This is a genomic window from Vibrio metschnikovii CIP 69.14 (genome assembly GCF_000176155.1).
Lineage (GTDB): Bacteria > Pseudomonadota > Gammaproteobacteria > Enterobacterales > Vibrionaceae > Vibrio > Vibrio metschnikovii.
The window spans coordinates 792,968-819,779 of the sequence record NZ_ACZO01000007.1; the positions used below are offsets into that span (position 1 = coordinate 792,968).

Here is a 26,812-nt window from a genome sequence, read left to right on the forward strand (position 1 = left end):
ATGCTACGGGCTTATTTATTTGGTTTCGCATTCATCCTTTACATTAAGGATGTGACCTAGGTACAATCGTCCAACGTTGATGATCCGGTATTCGTGTTACCGAGTGACCATCGATGTTTACTTTTAACGTACTGAACACGTGTTGCTTGGTGTGCAACACCACTGTAAGGATTATTCATGCCTATTATTACTCTTCCTGACGGCAGTCAGCGTCAATTTGATCACCCTGTCTCTACAATGGACGTCGCTCAATCTATCGGTCCTGGCCTTGCTAAAGCAACCATTGCAGGCCGTATTGATGGCCGACGTGTTGATGCTTGCGATCTGATTGAACATGATGCAAGCCTTGAAATTATTACGGTTAAAGATGAGGCTGATGGATTAGAAATTGTTCGTCACTCTTGCGCGCATTTATTAGGGCATGCTCTTAAGCAGCTTTATCCGCAAGCAAAAATGGCTATCGGTCCAACCATCGATAGTGGTTTTTACTACGATATCGATCTTGATCATTCACTCTCACAAGAAGATCTTGAGCGCATCGAACAGCGAATGAAAGATTTGGTTAAAACCAAATACGCGGTTGTTAAGCATAAAGTCAGTTGGCAGGAAGCTCGGGATACTTTTGAATCTCGTGGTGAACCTTATAAAATCGAAATCTTAGACGAAAATGTTGCTCGTGATGATCGCCCAGGTCTTTATCATCACGAAGAATATATCGATATGTGTCGTGGTCCACACGTACCTCATATGGGTTTTTGTCAGCATTTTAAACTGCTTAGTGTAGCTGGCGCGTATTGGCGTGGTAACAGTGACAATAAGATGTTACAACGTGTTTATGGCACGGCTTTTCATGATAAGAAAGCACTACAAGCTCATTTAACTCGTTTAGAAGAAGCGGCCAAGCGTGACCATCGTAAAATTGGTAAACAACTTGACCTTTTTCATATGCAGCAAGAAGCGCCAGGAATGGTTTTCTGGCATCATAATGGCTGGTCTATCTTCCGTGATTTAGAAGTTTTCATTCGTCATAAATTAACGGAATATGATTACCAAGAAGTGAAAGGTCCACTGATGATGGATCGCGTTCTATGGGAACGTTCTGGTCACTGGGATAAATACGCGGACGCGATGTTTACCACATCATCAGAAAATCGTGAATATGCGATTAAGCCGATGAACTGCCCAGGTCACGTACAAATCTTTAATCAAGGTTTGAAATCATATCGTGATTTACCCTTGCGTATGGCCGAATTTGGATCGTGTCATCGTAACGAACCTTCAGGTTCATTACATGGTATTATGCGTGTGCGTGGTTTCACTCAAGATGATGCGCATATTTTCTGTACTGAAGATCAAATTCAACAAGAAGTGACATCGTGCATTAAAATGGTGTACGACACGTACAATACCTTTGGTTTTGAAAATATTGCGGTTAAACTATCTACCCGTCCTGAAAAACGAGTAGGCAGTGACGAGATTTGGGATAAGTCTGAAGAGGCCCTGAAACACTCGCTTGACGCAATGGGTATTGCCTATGAGATTCAAGAAGGTGAAGGTGCTTTTTATGGTCCTAAAATTGAATTCACTTTGTATGATTGCTTGGATAGAGCATGGCAATGTGGCACAGTTCAATTGGACTTCAATCTTCCATCACGTTTAGGCGCGACCTACGTTGGTGAAAGTAATGAGCGCTTAGTCCCGGTTATGATTCACCGTGCGATTTTAGGTTCTCTTGAGCGCTTTATCGGTATTCTTATCGAAGAATATGCGGGTTTCTTCCCAACGTGGTTAGCTCCTGAACAAGCCGTGGTAGTCAATATCACCGATAAACAGGCTGATTACGCTCAAGAAGTCGTACAAAAGCTACAAAAATGTGGCATTCGTGCGAAAGCGGACTTGAGAAATGAGAAGATAGGCTTTAAAATCCGCGAACATACTTTAAAACGTGTACCGTATATGCTCGTTTGTGGCGACCAAGAAATGGAAGCTGGTGAAATTGCAGTACGTACTCGAAAGGGCAAGGACTTAGGTAAATTTAAATTGGATGATTTCATAACTCACATCCAAGCCGAAGTTTCTAGCCGTCAGCTCAATCTGGAGGAATAAACTATTAAAGGCGGAAGACGTGGCCAACAGCCGGCCAAACCAAACCAGCACCGTTTAAACGGTGAAATTCGTGGCGTTCGTGAAGTTCGTTTAACTGGCGCAGATGGTGAATCCGTTGGTGTTGTATCAATCAGCGAAGCACTAGAAGCGGCCGTAGAAGCTGGTATGGATCTTGTAGAGATCAGCCCTAACGCCGAGCCACCTGTTTGTCGTGTGATGGACTATGGCAAATTCCTCTTTGAAAAGAGTAAAGCTGCTAAAGAGCAGAAGAAGAAGCAAAAACAGGTCCAGATTAAGGAAATAAAATTCCGTCCTGGAACTGATATCGGAGACTATCAGGTAAAACTACGCAACCTGACTAGCTTCCTTGAAGAAGGCAACAAAGTGAAAGTAACTATTCGCTTCCGTGGCCGTGAGATGGCGCACCAAGAAATCGGTGTTGATGTTTTGAATCGTTTGAAAGAAGATACGGCTGATATCGCGGTAGTAGAATCTTTCCCGAGCAGAATTGAAGCACGCCAGATGATCATGATGCTTGCCCCTAAAAAGAAGTAATTAACGGCATTGCAAGTAATAAAACCTAGTGATTAAAAGCTGGGTTTTATTCGCCCTAATTACATTGTTATTAAACTACTACAATGCGGAGTTATTCATCATGCCTAAGATGAAAACCAACAAAGGTGCTGCTAAGCGTTTTAAGAAAACAGCTGGTGGTATTAAGTACAAGCACGCTACTAAACGTCACATCCTGACTAAGCGTACTACTAAGAACAAGCGTCAACTACGCCCTAACTCAATCCTTCCGAAATGTGAAGTGGCTGGTGTTATGCGCATGTTGCCATACGCTTAATTCTTTTTAGTTTATTTATCGTTTAGTTTAGGAGAGACATAATGCCTCGCGTAAAACGTGGTGTACAAGCTCGTGCACGTCATAAGAAAGTTCTAAAACAAGCTAAAGGTTACTATGGTGCACGTTCACGTGTTTACCGCGTAGCTTTCCAAGCCGTTACTAAAGCAGGCCAATATGCTTACCGTGACCGTCGCACTAAAAAGCGTCAGTTCCGTCAGCTATGGATCGCGCGTATTAACGCTGCATCTCGTCAAAATGGTCTATCTTACAGCCGTTTCATCAATGGTCTTAAGAAAGCATCTATCGAGATCGATCGTAAGATCCTCGCAGATATCGCAGTATTCGACAAAGCAGCATTTTCTGTTCTTGTTGAGAAAGCGAAAGCTGCTCTGTAATAGAGTTTTAACTGTTTAATCGAAAGGAGGGCTTAGGCTCTCCTTTTTTATAAGCGAGATAAAGGGCTCAATACCCCGTTTGCTCCTCTATCCAATACATGAGTATAAATTTGTGTCGTTGAGACGTCAGCATGACCAAGCTGCTCTTGTACCGTTCGAATATCAGCTCCTGATTCGAGAAGATGGGTCGCAAATGAGTGTCTTAGCGTATGGCAAGATACTGATTTTTTAATTTCAGCTTCTTTTACTGCTCTTTTTACGGTTCGTTGTAATGAGGTTTCATTAATATGATGCCGACGTAATAAGTTGCTTTCCTGATCAACCGATAATGCGTTAGATGGAAATAAGTAATGCCAATGAAATTCGAATGGTGCTGTCGGATATTTGCTATTTAATGCGTTAGGCAACCATACGCCACCATAACCTTTCGTTTCCATATCTTTATCGTAGTATCGTTTTGCGAGTGATATTTGTTCCTTGATTAAAGGGTGTAACTCTTTGGCCAGTGTTACTGTTCGATTTTTCCCTCCTTTTCCCTGCCATATCCTCAAAGCTCCATAATCAAAATCGATATCTTGTACACGTAAGCGAACGCATTCCATCAATCTTAGTCCTGAACCATAAAGTAGTTTGATGTGAAGCTGATATTTTGGATCAACATGATTAAAGAAGCGTTTTATTTCTTCTCGCGTCATGACGATCGGTAGCTTTCTTTCCAATTGAGATTTTTGGAATTTCATTTCCAGTGTCAATGGCTCTTTGATGATCTCCCTATACAAAAAACTCAGTGCATTCAAAGCCAATGATTGTGTTTTGGTTGCTACTTTTTTTTCAACAGCTAAGTAGGTTAAAAACTGTTCGACATCACGAGAGCCTAATAGATTAGGGTGAGTTTTATTATGAAAGACCACATATTGCGTTATCCAATGTATATAAGATTCTATAGTTTTGTTAGCATAATACCTGACTTGCATATATTCCTTTACGCTAAGCAGAAATTGAGATTTCATACATAAATCCTTTGCTGTTTTTATATACAGTGATGTGGGTTTTATAGGCTGTCAATAACTAAGTGACATTTTGCCGTTTATTTAGATCTGCTTCTCATTGCGATGGTGTATAACATGATGAATCAGATGGTTATTATGTTACGATTGTTCGACCTTTGCTCTAAAAAGGCGGCGGTAGCGTGGAAGAAAAGACGGCATGTTTCAGTGTAATAAGCGTTAGGTGAAAGTTTTGGCAATAGAGTGATTGATGATTTAAGGGTAAAAATGGAATGTAGAAGCTGTGGAAAAAGTGACTTCAAGCTCACTATTCAAAAAAATCATAATGGCGGGACTACTAGGTATCGTAGATGTGTAACTTGCAACTCGAATATTGGCGCAGCATTGAGCCTAACTACTTTCGAACAACTAAAAAGTAGTGGTTATTCAGTCGTTGATTTAGGGGCTGGTTCACAACAAAGCTTAGTCAGCAACAATAGTTTGCCAAAATCAACCTTGTTCAAGAATGAAAAAGAAGTCCAAGATTGGTTTTTTAATGTTTTTGATGAATGGTTCTATATTGCAAAAGAAGTTCCAGGTAAGCACCTTGTTGAGGACATGAAAGTCCGTATGGACTTTATGCTTTACCCAAGATCATCATTATCTGATATGGGCTTTTATAAAGGCTGGTTTGGAGTAGAAGTTAAACTATTTCCAAATCATCGAGAAGAATTATCTGCTCCCAGTAAAGCTTTATGGCAAGCAGTTAGTTATAACGATAGTGAGTTCTATTTAAATCAATCAAAAACAGCAAACTTTAATGTTTCAAGTATTGAAGGTGCTACAAAACCATTCTACACAATGATTTTTAGTAATCGCAGTTTTAATAAAGGTAAAAATGAGTACCTTAACCAAAATGGAGAAAAACAGAGAAATCAATTCGATTATATAATGCGTACAATTAGTACTGTCGGGCTATATGCAAAAGTTGGAATGGTTAATATTATCGAATCTAGTGATAACTCTAACATCAAAAAGTGGAGCTTTGATTTTGGTAGAGAAACATATTGCTCCTTTGTACGAGAAACTAATGATACTTACAGACAAACCCAATTTAAATTGCATAATGAAGAAATAATTAAAAAAATAAGAGTTGGGCACCAGTAATTTCACCTAACAAGGCGTTAAAGAGGGATTCACAACGCGCGGCATTTTCATTGTGCGTTGATTTTATTGGTTTTAGTGCTATGCGGTGAGTTAGTAGTTGCGTTGCTCACCCCTTAACGCGGCGTTAAATGCTTTCAGATGTACGCGAAAATCTGAGTATGTGACCTTTAAATTTTTTCTCTAAATAATCGGTATTGTCCGGTCTTATGTGATCACTCGTAAATCCATATTCACTCATTTTCGAGCTAAGTTTATTTTTCCGACCTCGGTCTGGGTCAACAATAATAATATCGCATGTCGGATTAGCATGAGTTTGAATGAACTGAGCCAACAATGAGATGTGTTGGTCTTCATATAAAAGGTCGCTACCAATGATTAAATCAAAAAGGCCGAGTTGACTGTTCGCATCTGCCCAGTCGACACGTTCGAAAGCAATTTTTTTCCGATTATTCAGTTGAGTGTTTCTGTCTAGGAATGTTTCAACTTCAGGATGATAATCCGTGGCGGTGATGTTTGCCATTTGCTCATTCAGAAGTAGGCTTGATAATCCAATGCCACAACCGACTTCAAGAATTCGTTTGTTATTGGTATCTAAGTTAAGAACATGGTGTGCTAGAACTAAGCTGGATGGCCAAACCACCCCGAAAATTGGCCATGAAGCAGAAGAGATGCCTAAATTTTGTGCCGTATTTTTAGGGTCGCTAAACTGTTGTTTATCACGTAAAGTGCATAGATGTATATCATTGTTTCCAATGACAATAGTTTGGTAACGAATACGAAATGTAGTTGTCATAATGGTTCTTGGTTAGGTAGTAAAGCTAAGCCAAATACTAATAATCCATAGATGACGAAACAAAAAGTGTGATAAAGGTTAAAGCAATTTGAGGTTAGTGCAAGGCATTTAACAAAGCGTTTAAGAGGGATTCGCAACGCGTGGCATTTTCGTTATGCGTTGATTTTATTAGTTTTTAGTGTAATGCGGTGAGTTTGTAGTTGCGTTGCTCACCCCTTAACGCGGCGTTAGGCTTTACACAGATTATAAGGAAGTAATGAGTATGAGCGTATCGAATATGTACGATCAAATTGCTGTAAGGTATGAAGATTTAGTTTTAGATTCACAATACATTGGTCCTGTTTGGATAGAAAAAAAGCTACATTCTTTGAAATTACCATTTCGGAAGTACTTAGATTTAGGGTGTGCGACTGGCACTATCGGGACTATTATTTCTGAGCTAATCCCAAATTCAAGTATTGTTGGAATTGATGTATCACCTGAAATGATACGTATTGCTGAGAGTCGAAATATTTACCAAAGTCTACATGTTCATAACCTTGATGAACCTTTAGGTCATCTTATTTCTAATGATATAAATGTTGTTACTGCACTCGGTTTTAGCGAATTTTTATCAAACCCTGAACAGCTCTTGAAAGAAGTTCACCAATTGTTAAGCGCAAATGGTATCTGTTTTATGTCGTTTCAGTTGCATGATCCAAGTAATGCAAAGTTGCCAAGGATGACCCATAGTGGTGAAGTCGTGCATAACGCATACACAGAAGCTGAGGTAAAAAGTATGTTTGAAAGAGCAGGCTTTAATCTCACTAAATTAGAAACACTACGCGGTTACGTTTCCAGTAAAGGGTATGAGTGCTATTACATAATGGTTGAGGCAAGCAAAGCCTAACAAACGGTTAAAGAGGGATTCGCAACGCTCGGCATTTTTGTTTTGCGTTGATTTCAGTGGTTACGGTGTTGTGCGGTGAGTTGGTCGTTGCGTTGCTCACCCCTTAACCGGGCGTTAAATGCTTTCAGATGTACGCGAAAATCTGAGTATGTGACCTTTAAATTTTTGCTCTAAATAATCGGTATTGTCTGGTCTTATGTGATCACTCGTAAATCCATATTCACTCATTTTCGAGCTAAGTTTGTTTTTCCGACCTCGGTCTGGGTCAACAATAATAATATCGCATGTTGGATTAGCATGAGTTTGAATGAACTGAGCCAACAATGAGATGTGTTGGTCTTCATATAAAAGGTCGCTACCAATGATTAAATCAAAAAGGCCGAGTTGACTGTTCGCATCTGCCCAGTCGACACGTTCGAAAGCAATTTTTTTCCGATTATTCAGTTGAGTGTTTCTGTCTAGGAATGTCTCAACTTCAGGGTGATAATCCGTGGCGGTGATGTTTGCCATTTGCTCATTCAGAAGTAGGCTTGATAATCCAATGCCACAACCGACTTCAAGAATTCGTTTGTTATTGGTATCTAAGTTAAGAACATGGTGTGCTAGAACTAAGCTGGATGGCCAAACCACCCCGAAAATTGGCCATGAAGCAGAAGAGATACCTAAGTTTTGTGCCGTATTTTTAGGGTCGCTAAACTGTTGTTTATCACGTAAAGTGCATAGATGTATATCATTGTTTCCAATGACAATAGTTTGGTAACGAATGCGAAGTGTAGTTGTCATAATGGTTCTTGGTTAGGTAGTAAAGCTAAGCCAAATACTAATAATCCATAGATGACGAAACAAAAAGTGTGATAAAGGTTAAAGCAATTTGAGTTTAGTGCAAGGCATTTAACAAAGCGTTCAAGAGGGATTCGCAACGCGTAGCATTTTCATTATGCGTTGATTGTATTAGTTTTTAGTGCAATGCGTTGAGTTGGTAGTTGCGTTACTCACCCCTTAACGCGGCGTTATATGCCTTAGGCAAGTATCGGAGAAATAATAATTTATGCATTCTATAATTTATATCATGAGGCATATTGATGTTGGTGGTCATATCGATATTCCGTATAAAAAAGTAGGTATTACGGGTTCGGGAAACGCAACATTATCCTCACGTTTACAGCAAATTAGTAATACTAAATCACCTATAAAAGCACAATGTGTAGCTGCTTGGGAGCATAGTGATGCTCGTGCTGTTGAACTGGCACTCCATGCCTTCATGGAGGAGAGCCGTGTAGAGGGTGAGTGGTTTCTAGATAAAGAAGATACGCTAGTTGAAAGGATGCAACCAATAATGTCATTGATTGGTGCAACTCCTATTGAAATTGAAAAAAGCGAAGATTCGTATACACAAAATGTAATCAAGAAAGAGGTTGAAGCGAAACAAAAATCAGATCACATCTTATTAGGTGAAGTTTCAGATCTATTAGATACGCCACTTCGATCAAGTTCTAGAAACTCAGGACCAACGTTTTTTAGTGCTAATAAAGAATTAACATATTATGTAAATGCTCGAAAATCAGGGAAGCATCATTTATCTATTGGCCGAAGTAAAGGTTTCTTTGAGGAAATAAAAAATTTCTTAGAGCATCATGGTTATGACGTAGAACAGAGTCATAAAGGGCATGCTAAGATTCTTGGCATTGAAATTCCGGTTATCGCGGAAATTATTAATTTAATTGAAAAAGACTTTCGTGAATCAGGCATATAACAAAGCGTTTAAGAGGGATTCGCAACGCGTAGCATTTTCATTATGCGTTGAATTTATTAGTTTTTAGTGCAATGCGGTGAGTTGGCAGTTGCGTTACTCACCCCTTAACGCGGCGTTATATTTCTCTTAAATTCAACGTGTTACAAATTTAAAAGTTAAGTGGTAATGTGGGATCTTTACTGATTGATGATTTCTTGTGATGGATAGCTTTTGGTTTGATCAAGCATATCAATGACTAACAAACATTATCGTTTAATCGCATTTGGCAGCTATTTTAATTTGGTTTGCATTAATTGCTTATTAATCTGATATTTATCATTAGAATCAATGGGTAAGCTTGAGTCGATTTAAGGATTAACTGTTTTTTGTATCAAAAGTTAGCTCATTTTAGATTAATCGTTTGATATTATTTGCTATTTTCAAAGGTTGTTTGGTGTTTCAGTAGCTATCTGGAACTGAAATATAACAAACAATTCAAGCAGACCCTCAACGCGTGGCATTTGTGTTGTGCGTTGAGTTTGGTGATTACGGTGTTATGCGGGAAGTTGGTAGTAGCGTTTCGGGCTACTTAATTGGGCGTTAGTTTTTTCAGGTCAAATCAATACAAACGTAGTTGGTCGATAAAATGAAAAATAAAAATGGGTATGTAAGTGTTAGTGGCTCCGAGATTTATTACGAGCTTTCAGGTAATCATGATGGCAAGCCCTTATTGATGCTTCATGGCGGTCTTGGTTCATTGAATGAGTTAAGTTCAATTCATAAATATGTTGCTGCTGACTATCAATTGATAAGTATAGATTTCCGTGGTCACGGGAAGTCCCTTTTAGGTGAACGTCCACTTAATTACATGCAATATCAGCAAGACGTTCAGCATGTTCTGAGCTATTTGGGTATCGATAAATATTCAATTTTTGGTTTTAGTGACGGTGGTATCGTAGGTTATCGGTTAGCAATACAAGAGCCGGAAAAGGTATCTTGTTTGGTGACACTTGGCTCGCAGTGGCGATTAGAGGCAGATGATCCATCGGTTGAATTACTAAGTGGTTTGACGGCTGAATTTTGGTCATCAAGGTTTGCCGATGATGTTGCTTTATATGAGGCGTCAAATCCTAAACCGGATTTCCCTAAACTCGTAGACGCTGTGAAAGCCGTCTGGCTTGATACAACAGAATCTGGTTATCCACATAAATTAGTTGAAAAAATTGGTTGCCCGACATTAGTAATGCGAGGTGATAATGACTTCTTGTTTTCGTTGGATGAGGCTGCGGCTTTAAAGTCGAAAATTACAGGTTGTAGTTTTGCCAATATCCCATTGACAGGACATTCCTCGCATCAAGAATCTCCGGAATTGGTTGGTAAAATGTTAGAGCAGTTCTTGTCGCAGCACAAAAACTAACAAACGCTTCAAGAGGGACTTCCAACGCGTGGCATTTTCATTATGCGTTGATTTTGGTGGTTACGGTGTTATGCGGAAAGTTGGTAGTAGCGTTGTCAGCCCCTTAAGCGGGCGTTAGGCGTCATTTGAGATCGAGGTAACATGTTAATTATTGAGAAATATAATAAAAGTCGTGATGATGAAGTTGAAAAATTACGAGTAAAACCCGAACAAATTCAGTTCACAGTCGATAAGCTTGGTGAATTCATCTTATCTTTAAAAGAAGATGAACATCCTCATTTGATCATCGAAAATGATCAAGTTGTTGGTTTTTTCGTCTTAGATCTGTCTTATTCTGACGCTTATAGTTTTAGTGATCCAAAAGCGCTAGGCGTTCGAGCTTTGCTGATTGATCATAATCATCAAGGTTTAGGTATTGCGAGTAGAGCAATGAATTTGTTACCAAGCTATGTTGCTTCAACCTATCCAGAGTTTGAACGGTTACAATTGACGGTAAATTGCCGTAATAAAGCCGCGTACAATTGTTATCTTAAATGTGGTTTTGAAGACACAGGAAATTTATATTTAGGTGGTCCAGTTGGTCCTCAACATATAATGCAGAGAACCGCCGCCTAACAAGGCGTTAAAGAGGGATTCGCAACGCGCAGCATTTTCGTTATGCATTGATTTTATTGGTTTTTAGTGCAATGCGGTAAGTTAGTCGTTGCGTTGCTCACCCCTTAACGCGGCGTTATGCTTTATTGAGCCTCAGCAAAATCAATATATAAATTTTAATGGGAAAACTCAGTCTGATTTAGAAATTTTCCTATTCTAATTCATTGATATTATGAGTTTATTGTTCTTTTTTGTGGCTATTGAAAGTTGAACGATAGTTGTGCTTTTTCGGTAACTTTGCCCTGATAAATTGTGCACGCAAAAGATTCAACTGTTGCTGAAAGGTCTCTTTCTTTGGTGTTGCTGGTTCATTGATTCCGCAGGCTAATTCGCTTCAACTTGTTTGGGATCTTATCGACAACAATGATTGCTGAAAGTAGGCTGGTTTGCCATTTTGAGTTAAACTTCTGAGAACAAATGAATTTTGTAAAAGTTCAATGTAATCAATGAATAATAAAGCATAACAAACGCTTCAAGAGGGACTTCCAACGCGCGGCATTTTTATTATGCGTTGATTTTGGTGGTTACGGTGTTATGCGGAAACTTGGTAGTAGCGTTGTCAGCCCCTTAAGCGGGCGTTATACAAACGGAGGTAGCTTTGAATCTAGATGACTTGAGACTTGATGAAACGTTGCCACTTCAAAGAGAACTGATTAAGTCTGTCCTATCTTCATTTATGCATGAGGAAAATGTGGTTGCAGGTGTTTTACTTGGTTCACTTGCTGCTGGTACTGGCGATAGAATTTCCGATGCGGATGTTCTTATCTTTACTCAAAACAACTTTCATAATGGCTCTAATCGCTGCTTTCAGAAATTCGAGTTGGGAAAAGAGATTTTCTATTGTTTAAGTGGCGCTCACAACGAAAATGCTTGTTTCAGAAAGTACATTTTTGGTGACCTGACAAGTGCTGAAATTCATTGCCTAGATTTAAGTGAGCCTTTCGAGATATCAAAACCATTTAAAGTGCTGTTTGATAAAATAGGAATGGTTGAAAGCCGATTAACTGACATTCCTGCACCGAAGCACGAAGATTTCCCAACTTATGTTCATGGTGACAAAGGTTTGGTTTGGGAGCTTTTCGATTGCATCAAGTGGCTAAGTCGAGATAACAATCAACTGGCTAAAAACTATTTAAAAAAGCTATCAGAAAAACTGTGAATGTTTGTATAACAAAGCGTTCAAGAGGGATTCGCAACGCGTGGCATTTTCGTTATGCTTTGATTTTATTGGTTTTTAGTGTGATGCGGTGAGTTGGTCGCTGCGTTGCTCACCCCTTAACGCGGCGTTAACTGGCAATGAAATTACCCATCTTTTTTCGTTGAATTTTAAGTTATTGATTTATATTAATAATAAATCGAGTGAAAAATAAAAGGTTATTTTGAGAAATTTGATGTAATTACCATTATTAACAATAGGTTACTGCTAAAGTTTCATAGTTCACTGCCGCATAGGCAGCTTAGAAATTCGTTGCTGGCGCTGGCGTAACAATCATCGGGTTCACTGCCGCATAGGCAGCTTAGAAAAGTTGTGCGTTCAGCGAACCCCGTATAGTAATGTTCACTGCCGCATAGGCAGCTTAGAAAAGTCATACCAAAGGGTAAGGACCCGAACGTTTGTTCACTGCCGCATAGGCAGCTTAGAAAAATAGACATTGGATTGACGAGAACCAAACGTCGTTCACTGCCGCATAGGCAGCTTAGAAAGCGCAGCCAAAAACGCAAAACACTCGCCAAGGGTTCACTGCCGCACAGGCAGCTTAGAAACAAACTCGCTCTAATCCAAATCAAGCAACCAGTTTACTGCCGTATAGGCAGCTTAAGAAATTGGTAATTTTGGCATTTGGGATCGGCCAGTTAACAAAGCGTTAAAGAGGGATTCGCAACGCGTAGCATTTTCGTTATGCTTTGATTTTATTAGTTTTCAGTGTAATGCGGTGAGTTGGTAGTTGCGTTGCTCACCCCTTAACGCGGCGTTATGCAGTTGGAGAGTGTATGAAGTTGGTCGAAAGTCTTGAAGAGCTTCAAGCAAATATTTCTGAACTTGAAAGAATCAGAACTTCTGGTTCAAAGTCAGAGAGGGAAGAGTTCTTATCTTTAATAAAAAAAGGCACTTGCTTTGTGCCCTATATTTTTGCCGGTTCATTGTATTTTGCTCCTTCACGCTTCGTAGGATATATAGACAATTCTTTAGAAAAACATAAGAAAAACAGTAATAAAGATGGGCGGGTAACGAATAAAGCCATAGATCAAGTACTAGATACGGTAGCGTCGAGTAATTCTAGTCTTGAAAGTGCTTATGTTTCATACTGTAGCTCACTAGGCTTTATCGCAAATGAAAAAGGTAGCTTTGGAGCCGCTCGAAAGTACTGGCGAACAACAGATGTTGATGAGTTTTTGGATAGTATTATCGAGAATGAAATAAACAAAGATCCATCTCTTACTAACACTGAGAGAGAGCAATTAATAAAGTCAAGAATTGGGCAAGGAAAGTTTAGAGAGTCATTAATTAAGTATTGGAAGAAGTGCAGTATTACTGGTTGTGGGAAAGTCGACATTTTAAGAGCCTCTCACATCAAACCGTGGAAAGATAGCAATCACAATGAACGACTCGATGTTTTCAATGGCTTGCTTTTAACCCCAAACCTAGATGCGCTATTTGACAAAGGGCTGATTTCGTTCGATAAATTTGGGGGGATAATTGTTTCCAAAGATCTTACGAAAGTTGATTTAAATGCACTTGGTATATCTAAGTCTATCAAAATTGATTTAGCTCAGGAGCACGAAAAATATATGTCATGGCATCGTGAAAATATCTACTGTAGTGGCTAAAAAACTGCATAACAAACGCTTCAAGAGGGACTTCCAACGCGTGGCATTTTTATTGTGCGTTGATTTTGGTGGTTTCAGTGTTATGCGGAAACTTGGTAGTCGCGTTGTCAGCCCCTTAAGCGGGCGTTATGCTTTATTGAGCCTCAGCAAAATCAATATATAAATTTTAATGGGAAAACTTAGTCTGATTTAGAAGTTTTCGTATTCTAAATTATTGATATTAGAGTTTATTTTTCTTTTTGGCGGCTGTTGAAAGTTGAACGATGCTTGTGTGTTTTTGTCGGGTTTTGCTCTGATAAATTGTGTATGTAAAAGATTCAATTGTCGCTGAAAGGTCTCTTTCTTTGGTGTTGCTTGCTCATTGATTCCACCGGCTATTTCGCTTCAGCATGTTTGGGATCTCATGAATATCTTACTTGCTGACAGTGTTTGGTTAGCGCAAGTTTATCGGTGGTTATGCGCTTTTTTCCGACTCTGCTCTGATAAATTGTGTACGCAAAAGGTTCGATTGTTGCTGAAAGGTCTCTTCCTTTGGTGTTGTTTGCTCATTGATTCCACAGGCTAATTCGCTTCAACTTGTTTGGGATCTTATCGGTAACAATGCTTGCTGAAAGTAGGCAAGTTTATCATTTTGAGTTAAAGTGGTCTTAACCAATAATCGTTGAAAAAGTTCAATATAATCAATAAGTAATAAAGCATAACAAACACTTCAAGAGGGACTTCCAACGCGCAGCATTTTCATTATGCGTTGGCTTAAGTGATTACGGTGTTGTGCAGAAACTTGGTAGTCGCGTTGTCAGCCCCTTAAGTGGGCGTTAGTTGGCAGTGATACTATGTATGATGAAAGTGAATTGAAATGAGTGAAGATATCGGGAATTTTATATCGCTAATCAACTCGATCGTAGCGTTGATTATATCTGTGATAGCTCTTATTTACACAGTTAGAACTTACCTTCTAAAATCAGGTTCAAGTGTTCGTGGTTCGTATGGTATTAGTTCCAGTATCTTTTGCGAAGATAAATATGTTTCTAGTGTTACATTAGAAAACCTGAAAGATCGTTCTACGGTAATTTTTAGTATTTACCTAAAAATAGGGCATAACTATTTTCTAGAAATAGAAAATTTCGAAAGCTACCCCATTAATTTTAAAGCCCTTCGAAGTTTATCGAAAAAAATATGACCCTATTGACTTATACAGTGTGAATATGAAGAGAATTCGACTGGATAGCTTATTTGACAACAAAAAAGTAAAAAAACAGTTATTTCTCTCAACATCAGACGGCAAGTACTTAGTAAATAACTACATTCATATATGGAATCCGATTCTAGACTTTTTCAAAAACAACCTCATTAAGGTGATACAAATTAACCGTGGGACATACAAAGGAAAGTCGTATGGTGGGAACACAAAGTTCATCGTTGATATTAAGCTTGAAAATGGTAACGAGGAGGTTGTTGGTATTTATCCTCGCGACTATGAAATGACGCGTTTCAAGGACTTTCAGTTGACGAAAGAAAGTTTGGAGTCAAAGGAACAGTTAGAGAGCTTTTTGTATGAGCAAGTTAATTTAGGTAATTTGGTTTGTTCGGAATTCACGGTGCATGACATTGAGTCGTGGAATCAAGAAAACTACGATGTTCAGCACAAAGAGAGTTTTGAAGCAGAGTATTATAATTGGTTTACGTATAGAGTAATTGGGTTTTTTACCAAGTATGCCAGTTATCGACTCCGGCGCAAAAATAAGAAGACGGTTAGTACGCGAAAAGCCAACTAACAAAGCATTTAAGAGGGACAGCCAACGCGTGGCATTTTTATTATGCGTTAGTTTTTGTGATTACGCTGTTATGCAGTGAGTTGGTAGTAGCGTTGGCTGCCCCTTAATGCGGCGTTATGTTTTATTGAGCCTCAGCAAGATCAATTCAAAAATTTTAATGGGAAAATTCCGTCTGATTTAGAAGTTTTCCTATTCTAATTTATTGATATTATGAGTTTATTGTCCTTTTTGGTGGCTATTGAAAGTTGAACGATGCTTGTGCTTTTTCGGCCAACTCTGCTCTGATAAATTGTGTGTGCCAAAGGTTCGATTTTTGCTGAAAGGTCTCTTTCTTTGGCGTTGCTTGCTCATTGATTCCACAGGCTATTTCGCTTCAGCATGTTTGGGATCTCATGAACATCTTACTTGCTGACAGTGTTTGGTTAGTTCAAGTTTATCGATGATTTTGCGCTTTTTCCGGCTCTGCTCTGATAGCTTGTGTTCGTAAAAGGTTCAATTGTCGCTGAAAGGTCTCTTCCTTTGGTGTTGTTGACCCCTTGATTCCGCAGGCTAATTCGCTTCAACTTATTTGGGATCTTATCGGCAACAATGATTGTTGAAAGTAGGCTGGTTTTTCATTTTGAGTTAAGCTGCTTCGAACAAATGAAAATTGTAAAAGTTTAATATAATCAATAAGTAATAAAGCATAACAAACGCTTCAAGAGGGACTTCTAACGCGCGGCATTTTTATTATGCGTTGGTTTTTGTGGTTACGGTGTTATGCGGAAAGTTGGTAGTAGCGTTGTCAGCCCCTTAAGCGGGCGTTAACTGGCAATAAAATTACCCATCTTTTTTCGTTGAATTTTAAGTCATTGATTTATATTAATAATAAATCGAGTGAAAAATAAAAGGTTATTTTGAGAAATTTGATGTAATTACTTTTATTAACAATAAGTTACTGATAGAGTTTCATTGTTCACTGCCGCATAGGCAGCTTAGAAATCTAAGTTCAGTTCCTGTCGTTAGCATATAACGTTCACTGCCGCATAGGCAGCTTAGAAAGAACATATAGACGGATACGGAATTGTCAGGCAGTTCACTGCCGCATAGGCAGCTTAGAAATCTTTTTTTTCATTCTAGCTTAAAAATCACGGGTTCACTGCCGCATAGGCAGCTTAGAAATAATACAGACCCTCGTTCATGTGAAGGCGAACGTTCACTGCCGCATAGGCAGCTTAGAAATTGTAAGATTTTTCTATCGCTGCTCTGGCGACGTTCACTGCCGCATAGGCAGCTTAGAAAAACGAATATCATTAGGTAAATAACCGAGCGCTGTTCACTGCCGCATAGGCAGCTTAGAAAGTCAAAGCTTGCATTGACTACGTTTTCAAACGGTTCACTGCCGCATAGGCAGCTTAAAAAATGGGTAATTTTGGCATTTGGGATCGGCCAGTTAACAAAGCGTTCAAGAGGGATTCGCAACGCGTAGCATTTTCGTTATGCTTTGATTTTATTAGTTTTCAGTGCAATGCGGTGAGTTGGCAGTTGCGTTGCTCACCCCTTAACGCGGCGTTATGCCTTTGGAGGAAAAATGGAACAACTCAGGTCTTTAATAGAGCAGTTTCGGCTGGCTATGGAAGCTCTTAGCCCACATGACTTTGATGGGACTTCTCTTGCTGTAAGCGAGTTTCCTCATGCGTGTTGTGATGATTGCTCACAGTTATTGGCGGCTTATTTAACTGATAACGGTTTCCCTCAGGCAAAGTTAATCCGAGGTGAAAATGGCGGTTTTGGGCAAGAATTAGGCTCCCATGTTTGGCTATATTTGAATGGGCTGCATATTGACATTACAGCAGACCAATTTAATGAGTATGGTTATGAGAATCCATCTGTGATTTTATCTGATCACAGTGAATTCCTGTCTACTTTTGAAGTACAAGATAATGGCACAGCGGACTATCGTATTCACTTAAAAAAGTATTCATCTCCAGGCTTAGAAAGTGAGTTTGAGTCGTGTTATAGAATTGTTTTGGAGCAACTGTCAGCACAGGCATAACAAAGCATTTAAGAGTGATTCCCAACGCTTGGCATTTTTGATGTCATCGTTGGGTTTCGTGTTTACGGTGGTATGGTTTAGTTTAGTGATAGCGTTGCTCACACCTTAATGCGGCGTTATATTTTTTTTAAGTTCAGCAATCAAAAGGATTCATGATGAACGTGGATAAGGCGAAAAAACGCATATTGAAACGAGTACAAAGAGGTTTCAAAGGTTATCCACAAATATCTTTAGAGTATTTCGGTAAAACGACAGATTTCGCTACCGAAGTGGTCATTACCTTTTTGTCTGAAGAAAATGCTGAACCGCAAATTCAGCGATTTACGAGTAATAAAGATGTTCGTGAAGATGAAGCCATTCAATCGGTATTGTTGAAAATTATTGAGCGAGCCGAAGCTGCTACGGTTTTAGAAAATCGAGAATTATCAGTTTGTTAATGGTTTTTTGTTGATCTTAAGCTCTCGGTCACATTAGGGTTGAGAACGAAAATATAACAAACGGTTCAAGAGGGATTCGCAACGCGCAGCATTTTTGTAATGCGTTGATTTTTGTGGTTTACGGTGTTGTGCGGTGAGTTGGTCGTTGCGTTGCTCACCCCTTAACCGGGCGTTATAAGCAAATTCAGCTCCAGAGGATGAAAAATGGAAATCGAGTACAAAGTAAACCATCCAATCTCAGTTGAACAATTCGTGAGTTTACTGAAGAAAACATCATTGGGTGAGCGGCGTCCTTTGGATAATGAGTCAACTATTCAGGGTATGCTCGATAACTCTAATTTAATTGTGACCGCATGGCTGAACGATCAACTTGTCGGTGTGGCTCGTTCAGTGACAGATTTCCATTATTGCTGCTATCTGTCTGATTTAGCTGTTGATGAAAGTGTTCAATCCAATGGTATAGGTAAATATCTGATCTTAGTGACCAAAGAAGAGCTGAGCCCAAGCTGTAAATTGGTTTTACTGTCAGCACCGAAAGCACAAGGTTATTATCCGAAAATTGGTTTTGAAGCTCTTAATAGTGCATGGGTTCTATATGGCGTAGAACAGTTGAAAATCAATTAAATCAATGTGTTATTTGCTTATAACAAAGCGTTCAAGAGGGACAGCCAACGCGTGGCATTTTTATTATGCGTTGGTTTTTGTGGTTACGGTGTTATGCGTAAGCTTGGCAGTTGCGTTGGCTGCCCCTTAACGCGGCGTTAGAGCGCACCGGCTATAATCACATTCTGTGACCGTGTTTAAAATGCCATATCGTTATTGTTTCATATTGCATTCAATCATTTACCATTGAGTTAAATTCATAATTGGAGAATTATTATATGGCAAGATGTACAGCACCAGTAAATGGCCATCGTACAGCAAGTGCTAGAGCTAACTGTCCAGCATGTAGTAGTCGTGGTAGCTACAGTTCATATTCATCATACCCATCGTCCTCATTCTCTCCGTCCGGCGGAAGTAGTCATCGTTCAGGTGGTTCAAGTAGTTCTACTAGGCCAAGTTGGTCAAGTCCTGGCTCTTCTGTGGTTTATACTCAAGCTGAAATCAGAACTCTTACTCCAGTCCGAAAAAATGTAGAGAGACGAGCTTCTAAACCAGATCTTCGTGATATTTTCCTATGTCACGCTTGGGATGACCGTAAAGGAATCGCTAAGGAGTTGCATGACTTACTCGAAGCTAAAGGTGTTTCAGTTTGGTTTAGTGAAAAAGATGTTTTGCTCGGCTCAAACTTAATGCGTGAAATCGATAAAGGTTTAGCTAAATCGAGAATTGGAATTGTCATGGTAACTCCATCATTTTTGAAACGCATAGCTGGGGAAGGTGTTGCTGACAAAGAGCTGTCGGCTTTACTCTCCACTGATTTGCTAGTACCAATTGTCCACGACACTACGTATGACGATCTTCGCGATGTAAGCCCGTTACTCGGCTCGCGAAGTGGCTTAGATACAGCAGAAGATCCAATAGATAATGTTGCTAGCAAACTTGCGGAGCTAGTAGCGCTCTAACAAACGCTTCAAGAGGGACAGCCAACGCGTGGCATTTTTACTATGCGTTGGTTTTTGTGGTTACGGTGTTATGCGGAAAGTTAGTAGTAGCGTTGGCTGCCCCTTAAGCGGGCGTTATGTGATATTGTAAATTCGGCTACAAAAAGGAGAATTTAGTGGCTAATTCAGTGGTAATTCAACAATCAAATAATCAATTGAAAGTAAATTCGGATGCTTATGATTTAAGCCGAATTGTTGGTGTTGAAGTAAAAGTTTTGACGTTCAAAGACCATCTTTTGAGAATGCTCCTTTTGGGTGCAATTTCATCGAGTTTACTTTTTATCTTTATCCCATCAGAACATCACGAATATGGATTAGCTTTTGCGTCTTTTTTGCCATTGGTAGCGTTTTTGTTCGGTGCTTTTTTAGGTTTTGTTAGCAGTAACAAATACGAGTTTCGTTTGGAATTTAATCACTTAGATGAAACAGGGATTCAATGGTTTACGGCAGCAAAAAGTCGAAAGTCTAGTGATTATGTATTGTTCAAAGAGCAAGAAATGGAACTCAAGCGTAAAATCACATAACAAAGCGTTTAAGAGGGATTCGCAACGCGCGGCATTTTCGTTATGCATTGATTTTATTAGTTTTTAGTGCAATGCAGTAAGTTAGTCGTTGCGTTGCTCACCCCTTAACGCGGCGTTATGTGTTTTTGAGCATACAAAAGGAGATTTGTAGTGAAGGTTTATGGAGATATCCAATCTGGTAACTGTTACAAGGTTAAGCTTTTGCTTTCTTTTTTGGGCATTGAGCATGAGTGGTGTGACGTTAATATTTTAAAAGGTGATACAAAAACGGCTGAGTTTTTATCAATTAACCCAAACGGTAAAATACCGGTTGTTGTTTTGGATGATGGCCGCTGTTTGTCAGAATCGAACGCAATTCTTGGTTATTTTGCGGATGGGACGGCGTTGATCCCTAGTGATAAATATGAAAAGGCTAAAATGTACGAGTGGTTGTTCTTTGAACAATACAGCCATGAGCCATTTATCGCTGTGGCACGTTTTATCCAAAAATATCAAGGTATGCCAGATTCCAGGTTGGAAGAGTATTATTCTTTACAACCTGGTGGTAATAAAGCTTTATCAATAATGGACAGTCGATTGGCTGAAACAGATTATCTTGTTGGTTGCCAATTAACGATCGCTGATATTGCTCTGTACGCTTATACACATGTTGCTGACGAAGGTGGTTTTAATTTATCTCATTATCCCAATATCCAATCGTGGTGCGAAAGGGTCAAAGAACAAAAAAGTTACGTTGGTATGATTTAAGCCAACACATAACAAAGCGTTCAAGAGGGATTCGCAACGCGCGGCATTTTCGTTATGCGTTGATTTTATTAGTTCTTAGTGTAATGCGGTGAGTTGGTAGTTGCGTTGCTCACCCCTTAACGCGGCGTTATGCTTTATTGAACCTCAGCAAAATCAATATATAAATTTTAATGGGAAAACTCAGTCTGATTTAGAAGTTTTCTTATTCTAATTTATTGATATTATGAGTTTATTGTTCTTTTTTGTGGCGATTGAAAGTTGAACGATACTTGTGCTTTTTCGGTAACTTTGCCCTGATGAATTGTGCTCGCAAAAGGTTCGATTTTTGCTGAAAGGTCTCTTTCTTTGGTGTTGATTGCTCATTGATTCCGCAGGCTATTTCGCTTCAGCATGTTTGGGAACTCATGAACATCTTACTTGCTGACAGTGTTTGGTTAGCGCAAGTTTATCGATGCTTTTTGCGCTTTTGTCCGGCTCTGCTCTGATAAATTGTGTACGCAAAAGGTTCAATTGTCGCTGAAAGGTCTCTTCCTTTGGTGTTGTTTGCCCATTGATTCCGCAGGCTAATTCGCTTCAACTTATTTGGGATCTTATTTGCACCAATGATTGCTGAAAGTAGGCAAGTTTATCATTTTGAGTTAAAGTGGCTGCAACCGATAATCATTGTAAAAGTTCAATGTAATCAATGAGTAATAAAGCATAACAAACACTTCAAGAGGGACTTCCAACGCGCAGCATTTTCATTATGCGTTGATTTCTGTGGTTTCAGTGTTGTGCGGAAACTTGGTAGTAGCGTTGTCAGCCCCTTAAGTGGGCGTTATGCTTTATTGAACCTCAGCAAAATCAATATATAAATTTTAATGGGAAAACTCAGTCTAATTTATTGATATTATGAGTTTATTGTTCTTTTTGGTGGCTATTGAAAGTTGAACGATATTTGTGCTTTTTTAGCCAGCGCTGCTCTGACAAATTGTGTGCGTAAAAAGTTCGATTGATGCTGAAAGGTCTCTTTCTTTGGTGTTACTGGTTCATTGATTCCACTGGCTATTTCGCTTCAGCATGTTTGGGGTCTCATGAACATCTTGCTTGCTGACAATGTTTGGTTTGCGCAAGTTTATCGATAATTTTGCGCTTTTTTCCGACTTTGCTCTGATAAATTGTGTTCGTAAAAGGTTCGATTGTTGCTGAACGGTCTCTTCCTTTGACGTTGTTTGCTCCTTGATTCCGCAGGCTAATTCGCTTCAACTTGTTTGGGATCTCATCGGCAACAATACTTGCTGAAAGTAGGCAAGTTTATCATTTTGAGTTAAAGTGGCTGCAACCGATAATCATTGTAAAAGTTCAATTTAATCAATGAGTAATAAAGCATAACAAACACTTCAAGAGGGACTTCCAACGCGCAGCATTTTCATTATGCGTTGATTTCGGTGGTTTCGGTGTTGTGCAGAAACTTGGTAGTAGCGTTGTCAGCCCCTTAAGTGGGCGTTATGTACTCAGGAGAAAAAATGTACTCATTTAAAGCTGACTCAGGTTGGAATTTCGAGACTGAACTAAGATGTTTAATCATTTATAAAACTCTCGCAGAACTTGAGTTTCCGAGAGGGTTACAAAGTGATTTATGTTCTGTTCTTTCTGAATCTACAGGTCTTAAATTTGAATCGGTAAAAGCAAAAGTTGGCAACTATAAGTCTGAGTTCGGTGTTACAAACCCATCAAATTCGTCTGAAGCAACTAAATATTTAGTGAAAAATTTTGGTCATATGAGTCTTCAAGAATTAGATGCATTATTGACTGGCTATCTTTTGGGTAAAGGTGAAGAACGTACATAACAAACGGTTCAAGAGGGACAACCAACGCGTGGCATTTTTACTATGCGTTGGTTTTTGTGGTTACGGTGTTATGCGGAAAGTTGGTAGTAGCGTTGGTTGCCCCTTAACCGGGCGTTAGTTTCTCTCAGGAAAAATCATCAAAAATTCACGCACAAGGTTCTGAAAATTCAGCCTTTATCGTTCAAGCTGCACAATTTGGCTTTTGGTTTTTCCTGATGCTGATTTGGTAGAACGCGTTGAAAGTTCAGCGGTTTCAAAATCGCTGAATCATCGCTGTGATCTGGCTTTCTTTGTCACGGACACTTAACGTTTTGGCAGCCAACGTCACGGCTTTTGGCGTTGGACGTGTGTTTGCGTGATGCTTTTGCGTAAAATGCCTTTCAAGAAAAAGTGGTTAAAAGTCATTTTGAAACAATAGGCTACGAAACTAACAAACGCCTCAAGCGGGACTGTCAACGCGTGGCGTTTCCAGTCCCATTGAGCCGCGGTGGTTGCAGTTGTTGTGTTTGAGTTTAGTGGTAATGCGTTGTCAGCCCCTTAGGCGGGCGTTATGTAACTGTTTGGAGACTTAAGTTTGTTAGATATTTCTAAAAGAATTGATGTGATTAAAGCACTATTGCTGGAAGACACTATTGAGAGTTTGACTTACGCAGCATTAGAAGGACGATTAACTATAGAGTTACTTTGTTATGAAAGATTTAAGTTATCGTATTCATATTTATCAGAGGAAGATCTAAAAAGTTGGCAGCCTAAACAGGTCGTAAAACAAGTATCTGATGATATTAATGAATATATTACAAAAGGGTTTTCTTTATCTATCTCTAATGACAAAGTCGATGGTAGAACTCCCGCAACCAAAGAAGAGTTTGAATCAATCAATTATACTTCGATCGGAAATCAAGCTGAACTAAATATAAATAAGTTACACAAGTTCTGGCATGCATTCTCAAATGTTGCTCTCCATATACCAGTTCCAACCATTAAGTCAGGTGACATTAATATTTATGGCGACAAAGAAAAGATAAAGCAAAAAATCTCATTATTTATTGACTATTTATCTGATTATAAATCTGGAAACTTACTTGTTGGTGGTTCTTTTGGTAAAGTTTTTTCTTTCACTTGTTGTGTTTGTGATGTGATTATTAAAAAACCAGTTAAAGTTTTGACATCTCCGGTGGTTGTTAATTGTATTAATCCAGAGTGTAGTGAAAGTTATCTTGTAGAGCCTGATGGGAATCACAAGCATATAATTACAAGGCGTATAATTAAATTTAGATGCCAAAGTTGTGAAAATTATTTAGAAGTTCCCACAAATACGTTTAAAGAATTAAAATTCGAACAAGAACTAAATATTCGATGTTTGGGTTGTGAGTCAAATCAAACCATAGTGATGAGACCTCAAATTAAACTCAGTTAAAATTGGGCAGTTACATAACAAAGCGTTCAAGAGGGATTCGCAACGCGTAGCATTTTCGTTATGCGTTGATTTTATTGATTTTTAGTGCAATGCGGTGAGTTGGTAGTCGCGTTGCTCACCCCTTAACGCGGCGTTATGTTTTCGGGATAACTTGAGGAACAGAAATGGATTTCATTTGGTTGGTTTTAGTTTTGGGTTCTGCTGCTGCATTCTACTATTTCGTATCATATTCGAAGCCACAGGATGATGATTGGCACAAATTACCGACACTTGAGGATTATTTTATAAAGCATCCAGAATGTAAAACGGCAGATTCAGAAAGTGCGAAATGCTTTAGTTGTGGTTCAGATAAAGTGATTTTTCAACCATTAACAGCTCATGCAGATCATCGTTATAAACATATTTGCTTATCTTGCAAAAAAACACTTTTTAGAAGTAAGGCAATAATGTCTTAAACCAGTTGATGATCCTAAGAACATTTTCAATAAAATCAGCTGGTTGCAATAAAACATAACAAACGGTTCAAGAGGGACAACCAACGCATGGCATTTTTATTATGCGTTGGTTTTTGTGATTACGGTGTTATGCGGAAAGTTGGTAGTAGCGTTGGTTGCCCAGGGAAATCGCATGAATATGCCTATTTTTAAAGGGTTTTCGTCAAATTAGTGCCTTCTAATTTACAAGGTATTTCTTTAGCATCCATCACAATATTGGAAACTCATTAAGGATCAATTTGTAGATCATTTTGAGTGTTTTTTAATGGTTCTGTACTTAAACGGAGCCAAATTATGACGACAATAACGAACCCATTTATGCATTTCGAAGTGATAAAAGATTACCGTCAAGCCGCTAAGGTAGAACACAAATTGTCAGACATTATTTTGTTGACGATCTGTGGTGTGCTCTCCGGCTTTGATACCTGGGAAGGTATCTGTGATTTTGGTGAAAGCCGAACCGATTTTCTTAAATCATTGGGTGATTTTGAGAATGGTATTCCGTCGTCAGATACCATCGCTCGCGTTATGGGGATGGTGAGCCCGTCAGCGATGCAAAAAGCGTTCATTAGTTGGATGAAAGATTGTCATCAAATCACAGATGGCGAAGTGGTTGCAATCGATGGTAAAACCGTTCGCGGCTCTTATAACAAATCTGAAGAACGCTCTGCAATTCATATGGTCAATGCATTTGCAACCGCACAAGGGCTTTGTCTTGGTCAATCTAAGGTGAATGCAAAAACCAATGAAATCACAGAAATACCTAAGTTGTTGGAATTGCTAAATATTTCTGGTTGTTTGGTGACGATTGATGCTATGGGTTGTCAAAGAAAAATCGCGCAAAAGATAATCGATAAAAATGCCGATTACTTACTTGCTGTAAAGGGAAACCAAGGCTCGTTAGAGAAAGCAATAGGTGAGTTTTATCGCCCTTCGATGTTGCAGGAGTTTGCAGAGGGCGACAGTTATGCGAGCCAAGAAAAAGGGCATGGCCGCGAGGAAACACGCTGTGCATTAGTCACGCATGAGTTGTCATTTTTAGGTGATTTAGAGCTTGAATGGCCAAACCTGAAAAGTGTCGGCATCATGGTCAACATGCGTAAAACAGAAGAGCGTGCGACAGAGCAAGATATGTCTGTCCGCTTCTACATCAGCTCGAAAAAACTCAGTGCGAAAGAGTTACATGATGCAACGCGTTCTCACTGGGGAATTGAGTCGATGCACTGGCAACTTGATGTTACTTTTAGAGAAGATGCATGTCGCATTCGAGTCGATGATCGCGCAGAGGCTTTTTCAAGGATCAGGCAAGTATGTTTGAACCTTTTAAAGCAAGAAACGAGCTTTAAGGGAGGCATTCAACGCAAACGAATGAAGTGCGCGATGGATGTGGAGTACTTAGGTAAGGTACTTGGAGCCCTTGAATGACGGGGGTATTCATGCGATTTCCGTGGTTGGTTGCCCCTTAACCGGGCGTTAGCAAGCATAGGTAAGTTATCTATGAATGAAGAAAATCTCGATATAGTAAAACGAGTGTTATTTAACCGAGAAGCAATTGTCTCGATGATCATTCCCGCAATAATATATGCAGTGAGTTATTGGAAGTTCGGTTTGGTTTTCGCTGTAGTTGCTTCCGGAGCTTATGCCATTATTGCGAGCTTTTTCCTGAAATCGACAAAATATATAGCATTTTTCTTTGCTTTTTTAGGCTTAATTGAAATTTGTATTGCGTGGTTGATCCCTGATGCTTGGTTGTTGGACACTCTATTCATAAAATCATTGATTGGTGCGTTGCAAGTTGCGATTGCCTTTTTAATTTTTTCCATATTAAAAAAGCCCATCCCCCAATTGTTTGCCGAAGCTGGACTTCCTGAGTTAAAAAACTGGGAATTTAGTTCAACGGAGACTTATCTTAGTATCTGGCAACGGCTATCGTATGTTTGGATATCGATATATTTCGTTAAGGCATTAATATTTCTGTTTTTCTATCCAGTTGATGCAGATACTTTGGTTATACTTAACTTGTTATTAGGCTGGCCTTTACATGTTAGTTTAATCATATTTTCAGTCAGTTATGTTAGAGTCCAGTTTTCAAAGTATGATGAATGATAAATGCTTGCTAACAAACGCTTCAA

26 protein-coding genes, 1 pseudogene and 2 CRISPR repeat arrays are annotated in these 26,812 nt (G+C 39.1%); of the genes and pseudogenes, 24 read left to right on the top strand and 3 right to left on the bottom strand.

All coding sequences use genetic code 11. From position 1 onward, the window contains the following. Nucleotides 1-177 precede the first annotated feature (177 nt). The 4 genes from thrS to rplT all read left to right on the top strand — a co-directional run bounded on the left by thrS (nt 178) and on the right by rplT (nt 3,351). Nucleotides 178-2,106: a threonine--tRNA ligase gene (thrS, locus tag VIB_RS15065; RefSeq protein WP_004397152.1), complete on the top strand. Its 1,929-nt coding sequence runs from the start codon at nt 178-180 to the stop codon at nt 2,104-2,106. A 3-nt stretch (nt 2,107-2,109) separates the two neighbouring features. After that, nucleotides 2,110-2,661, top strand: a complete 552-nt coding sequence (gene infC / locus VIB_RS15070) for a translation initiation factor IF-3 (protein WP_083797783.1) — start codon at nt 2,110-2,112, stop codon at nt 2,659-2,661. A gap of 100 nt (nt 2,662-2,761) precedes the next feature. Then, entirely contained in the window at nt 2,762-2,956 is a 195-nt protein-coding gene (rpmI, locus tag VIB_RS15075; RefSeq protein ID WP_004397162.1) for a 50S ribosomal protein L35, read from the top strand. A gap of 41 nt (nt 2,957-2,997) precedes the next feature. Then, entirely contained in the window at nt 2,998-3,351 is a 354-nt protein-coding gene (gene rplT, locus VIB_RS15080) for a 50S ribosomal protein L20 (RefSeq protein WP_004397165.1), read from the top strand. Between the two features lie 47 nt (nt 3,352-3,398). Here rplT and VIB_RS15085 read toward each other — a convergent pair whose 3' ends face one another. Further along, complete coding sequence (locus VIB_RS15085) at nt 3,399-4,361, bottom strand: integron integrase (RefSeq protein WP_004397167.1); 963 nt, start codon at nt 4,359-4,361, stop codon at nt 3,399-3,401. A gap of 240 nt (nt 4,362-4,601) precedes the next feature. Here VIB_RS15085 and VIB_RS15090 point away from each other — a divergent pair, with 240 nt between their 5' ends. Further along, the gene (locus tag VIB_RS15090; protein ID WP_147285757.1) at nt 4,602-5,504 is read left to right on the top strand and encodes a hypothetical protein; all 903 of its coding nucleotides are present in this window, start codon (nt 4,602-4,604) and stop codon (nt 5,502-5,504) included. Nucleotides 5,505-5,628: 124 nt separating this feature from the next. On the opposite strand, the gene VIB_RS15095 is transcribed toward VIB_RS15090, so the two are convergent. Further along, entirely contained in the window at nt 5,629-6,297 is a 669-nt protein-coding gene (locus VIB_RS15095) for a class I SAM-dependent methyltransferase (protein ID WP_004397170.1), read from the bottom strand. Nucleotides 6,298-6,559: 262 nt separating this feature from the next. On the opposite strand from VIB_RS15095, the gene VIB_RS15100 reads away from it, so the two are divergent. After that, nucleotides 6,560-7,186, top strand: coding sequence for a class I SAM-dependent DNA methyltransferase (locus VIB_RS15100; protein ID WP_004397171.1), 627 nt, complete (start codon nt 6,560-6,562; stop codon nt 7,184-7,186). Nucleotides 7,187-7,300: 114 nt separating this feature from the next. On the opposite strand, the gene VIB_RS15105 is transcribed toward VIB_RS15100, so the two are convergent. Next, nucleotides 7,301-7,969, bottom strand: a complete 669-nt coding sequence (locus VIB_RS15105) for a class I SAM-dependent methyltransferase (protein WP_004397173.1) — start codon at nt 7,967-7,969, stop codon at nt 7,301-7,303. Between the two features lie 265 nt (nt 7,970-8,234). Here VIB_RS15105 and VIB_RS15110 point away from each other — a divergent pair, with 265 nt between their 5' ends. The 18 genes and pseudogenes from VIB_RS15110 (at nt 8,235) to VIB_RS15195 (ending at nt 26,786) form a co-directional block, all read left to right on the top strand. Next, a complete protein-coding gene (locus VIB_RS15110) occupies nt 8,235-8,939 on the top strand; it encodes a GIY-YIG nuclease family protein (protein ID WP_004397175.1) in 705 nt (234 codons plus the stop codon). 625 nt (nt 8,940-9,564) lie between these two features. Then, nucleotides 9,565-10,335 carry an alpha/beta fold hydrolase gene (locus VIB_RS15115; RefSeq protein ID WP_004397177.1) on the top strand — a complete coding sequence of 257 codons (771 nt, stop codon included), beginning with the start codon at nt 9,565-9,567 and terminating at the stop codon, nt 10,333-10,335. Nucleotides 10,336-10,476: 141 nt separating this feature from the next. Then, complete coding sequence (locus tag VIB_RS15120; RefSeq protein ID WP_004397178.1) at nt 10,477-10,950, top strand: GNAT family N-acetyltransferase; 474 nt, start codon at nt 10,477-10,479, stop codon at nt 10,948-10,950. Nucleotides 10,951-11,587: 637 nt separating this feature from the next. Then, complete coding sequence (locus VIB_RS15125; RefSeq protein ID WP_040905340.1) at nt 11,588-12,148, top strand: hypothetical protein; 561 nt, start codon at nt 11,588-11,590, stop codon at nt 12,146-12,148. Between the two features lie 277 nt (nt 12,149-12,425). Next, a CRISPR array of direct repeats spans nt 12,426-12,812; the repeat unit is 28 nt; unit sequence GTTCACTGCCGCATAGGCAGCTTAGAAA. A 169-nt stretch (nt 12,813-12,981) separates the two neighbouring features. Further along, nucleotides 12,982-13,818 (top strand): HNH endonuclease, encoded by an 837-nt coding sequence (locus tag VIB_RS15130; RefSeq protein ID WP_004397180.1) that lies wholly within the window; start codon nt 12,982-12,984, stop codon nt 13,816-13,818. 1,205 nt (nt 13,819-15,023) lie between these two features. Beyond that, a complete protein-coding gene (locus VIB_RS17825) occupies nt 15,024-15,593 on the top strand; it encodes a hypothetical protein (RefSeq protein ID WP_004397182.1) in 570 nt (189 codons plus the stop codon). Nucleotides 15,594-16,546: 953 nt separating this feature from the next. Beyond that, a CRISPR array of direct repeats spans nt 16,547-16,994; the repeat unit is 28 nt; unit sequence GTTCACTGCCGCATAGGCAGCTTAGAAA. A 169-nt stretch (nt 16,995-17,163) separates the two neighbouring features. Beyond that, complete coding sequence (locus VIB_RS17115) at nt 17,164-17,628, top strand: hypothetical protein (RefSeq protein WP_050782762.1); 465 nt, start codon at nt 17,164-17,166, stop codon at nt 17,626-17,628. A 155-nt stretch (nt 17,629-17,783) separates the two neighbouring features. Further along, a complete protein-coding gene (locus tag VIB_RS15150) occupies nt 17,784-18,065 on the top strand; it encodes a hypothetical protein (RefSeq protein ID WP_004397184.1) in 282 nt (93 codons plus the stop codon). Between the two features lie 204 nt (nt 18,066-18,269). Further along, a complete protein-coding gene (locus VIB_RS15155) occupies nt 18,270-18,689 on the top strand; it encodes a GNAT family N-acetyltransferase (protein WP_004393806.1) in 420 nt (139 codons plus the stop codon). 458 nt (nt 18,690-19,147) lie between these two features. After that, nucleotides 19,148-19,630 carry a toll/interleukin-1 receptor domain-containing protein gene (locus tag VIB_RS15160; protein WP_244262440.1) on the top strand — a complete coding sequence of 161 codons (483 nt, stop codon included), beginning with the start codon at nt 19,148-19,150 and terminating at the stop codon, nt 19,628-19,630. Nucleotides 19,631-19,785: 155 nt separating this feature from the next. Beyond that, entirely contained in the window at nt 19,786-20,193 is a 408-nt protein-coding gene (locus VIB_RS15165; protein ID WP_172465335.1) for a hypothetical protein, read from the top strand. Between the two features lie 150 nt (nt 20,194-20,343). Further along, nucleotides 20,344-20,940 (top strand): glutathione S-transferase family protein, encoded by a 597-nt coding sequence (locus VIB_RS15170; RefSeq protein WP_004397189.1) that lies wholly within the window; start codon nt 20,344-20,346, stop codon nt 20,938-20,940. Nucleotides 20,941-22,445: 1,505 nt separating this feature from the next. Then, nucleotides 22,446-22,769, top strand: coding sequence for a hypothetical protein (locus VIB_RS15175; RefSeq protein WP_004397191.1), 324 nt, complete (start codon nt 22,446-22,448; stop codon nt 22,767-22,769). Between the two features lie 266 nt (nt 22,770-23,035). Beyond that, nucleotides 23,036-23,141 (top strand): annotated as a pseudogene (locus tag VIB_RS18285) (DUF645 family protein); the annotation flags it as partial. 202 nt (nt 23,142-23,343) lie between these two features. Then, on the top strand, nt 23,344-24,186 hold the full coding sequence (locus tag VIB_RS15180; protein ID WP_004397194.1) for a hypothetical protein: 843 nt from the start codon (nt 23,344-23,346) through the stop codon (nt 24,184-24,186). Between the two features lie 164 nt (nt 24,187-24,350). After that, a complete protein-coding gene (locus tag VIB_RS15185; RefSeq protein ID WP_040905353.1) occupies nt 24,351-24,641 on the top strand; it encodes a hypothetical protein in 291 nt (96 codons plus the stop codon). A 333-nt stretch (nt 24,642-24,974) separates the two neighbouring features. Further along, nucleotides 24,975-26,105, top strand: coding sequence for an ISAs1 family transposase (locus VIB_RS15190; RefSeq protein ID WP_004394916.1), 1,131 nt, complete (start codon nt 24,975-24,977; stop codon nt 26,103-26,105). Between the two features lie 72 nt (nt 26,106-26,177). Next, on the top strand, nt 26,178-26,786 hold the full coding sequence (locus VIB_RS15195) for a DUF3159 domain-containing protein (protein WP_004397196.1): 609 nt from the start codon (nt 26,178-26,180) through the stop codon (nt 26,784-26,786). The last annotated feature ends 26 nt before the right edge of the window (nt 26,787-26,812 follow it).

Excerpts from the sequence above, each read along its gene's own strand:
- thrS (WP_004397152.1), top strand. The coding sequence starts at position 178 with ATGCCTATTATTACTCTTCCTGACGGCAGTCAGCGTCAATTTGATCAC.
- rpmI (WP_004397162.1), top strand. The coding sequence starts at position 2,762 with ATGCCTAAGATGAAAACCAACAAAGGTGCTGCTAAGCGTTTTAAGAAA.
- rplT (WP_004397165.1), top strand. The coding sequence starts at position 2,998 with ATGCCTCGCGTAAAACGTGGTGTACAAGCTCGTGCACGTCATAAGAAA.
- VIB_RS15085 (WP_004397167.1), bottom strand. The coding sequence starts at position 4,361 with ATGAAATCTCAATTTCTGCTTAGCGTAAAGGAATATATGCAAGTCAGG.
- VIB_RS15095 (WP_004397170.1), bottom strand. The coding sequence starts at position 6,297 with ATGACAACTACATTTCGTATTCGTTACCAAACTATTGTCATTGGAAAC.
- VIB_RS15100 (WP_004397171.1), top strand. The coding sequence starts at position 6,560 with ATGAGCGTATCGAATATGTACGATCAAATTGCTGTAAGGTATGAAGAT.
- VIB_RS15105 (WP_004397173.1), bottom strand. The coding sequence starts at position 7,969 with ATGACAACTACACTTCGCATTCGTTACCAAACTATTGTCATTGGAAAC.
- VIB_RS15110 (WP_004397175.1), top strand. The coding sequence starts at position 8,235 with ATGCATTCTATAATTTATATCATGAGGCATATTGATGTTGGTGGTCAT.
- VIB_RS15115 (WP_004397177.1), top strand. The coding sequence starts at position 9,565 with ATGAAAAATAAAAATGGGTATGTAAGTGTTAGTGGCTCCGAGATTTAT.
- VIB_RS15120 (WP_004397178.1), top strand. The coding sequence starts at position 10,477 with ATGTTAATTATTGAGAAATATAATAAAAGTCGTGATGATGAAGTTGAA.
- VIB_RS15130 (WP_004397180.1), top strand. The coding sequence starts at position 12,982 with ATGAAGTTGGTCGAAAGTCTTGAAGAGCTTCAAGCAAATATTTCTGAA.
- VIB_RS17825 (WP_004397182.1), top strand. The coding sequence starts at position 15,024 with ATGAAGAGAATTCGACTGGATAGCTTATTTGACAACAAAAAAGTAAAA.
- VIB_RS17115 (WP_050782762.1), top strand. The coding sequence starts at position 17,164 with ATGGAACAACTCAGGTCTTTAATAGAGCAGTTTCGGCTGGCTATGGAA.
- VIB_RS15150 (WP_004397184.1), top strand. The coding sequence starts at position 17,784 with ATGAACGTGGATAAGGCGAAAAAACGCATATTGAAACGAGTACAAAGA.
- VIB_RS15155 (WP_004393806.1), top strand. The coding sequence starts at position 18,270 with ATGGAAATCGAGTACAAAGTAAACCATCCAATCTCAGTTGAACAATTC.
- VIB_RS15175 (WP_004397191.1), top strand. The coding sequence starts at position 22,446 with ATGTACTCATTTAAAGCTGACTCAGGTTGGAATTTCGAGACTGAACTA.
- VIB_RS15185 (WP_040905353.1), top strand. The coding sequence starts at position 24,351 with ATGGATTTCATTTGGTTGGTTTTAGTTTTGGGTTCTGCTGCTGCATTC.
- VIB_RS15190 (WP_004394916.1), top strand. The coding sequence starts at position 24,975 with ATGACGACAATAACGAACCCATTTATGCATTTCGAAGTGATAAAAGAT.
- VIB_RS15195 (WP_004397196.1), top strand. The coding sequence starts at position 26,178 with ATGAATGAAGAAAATCTCGATATAGTAAAACGAGTGTTATTTAACCGA.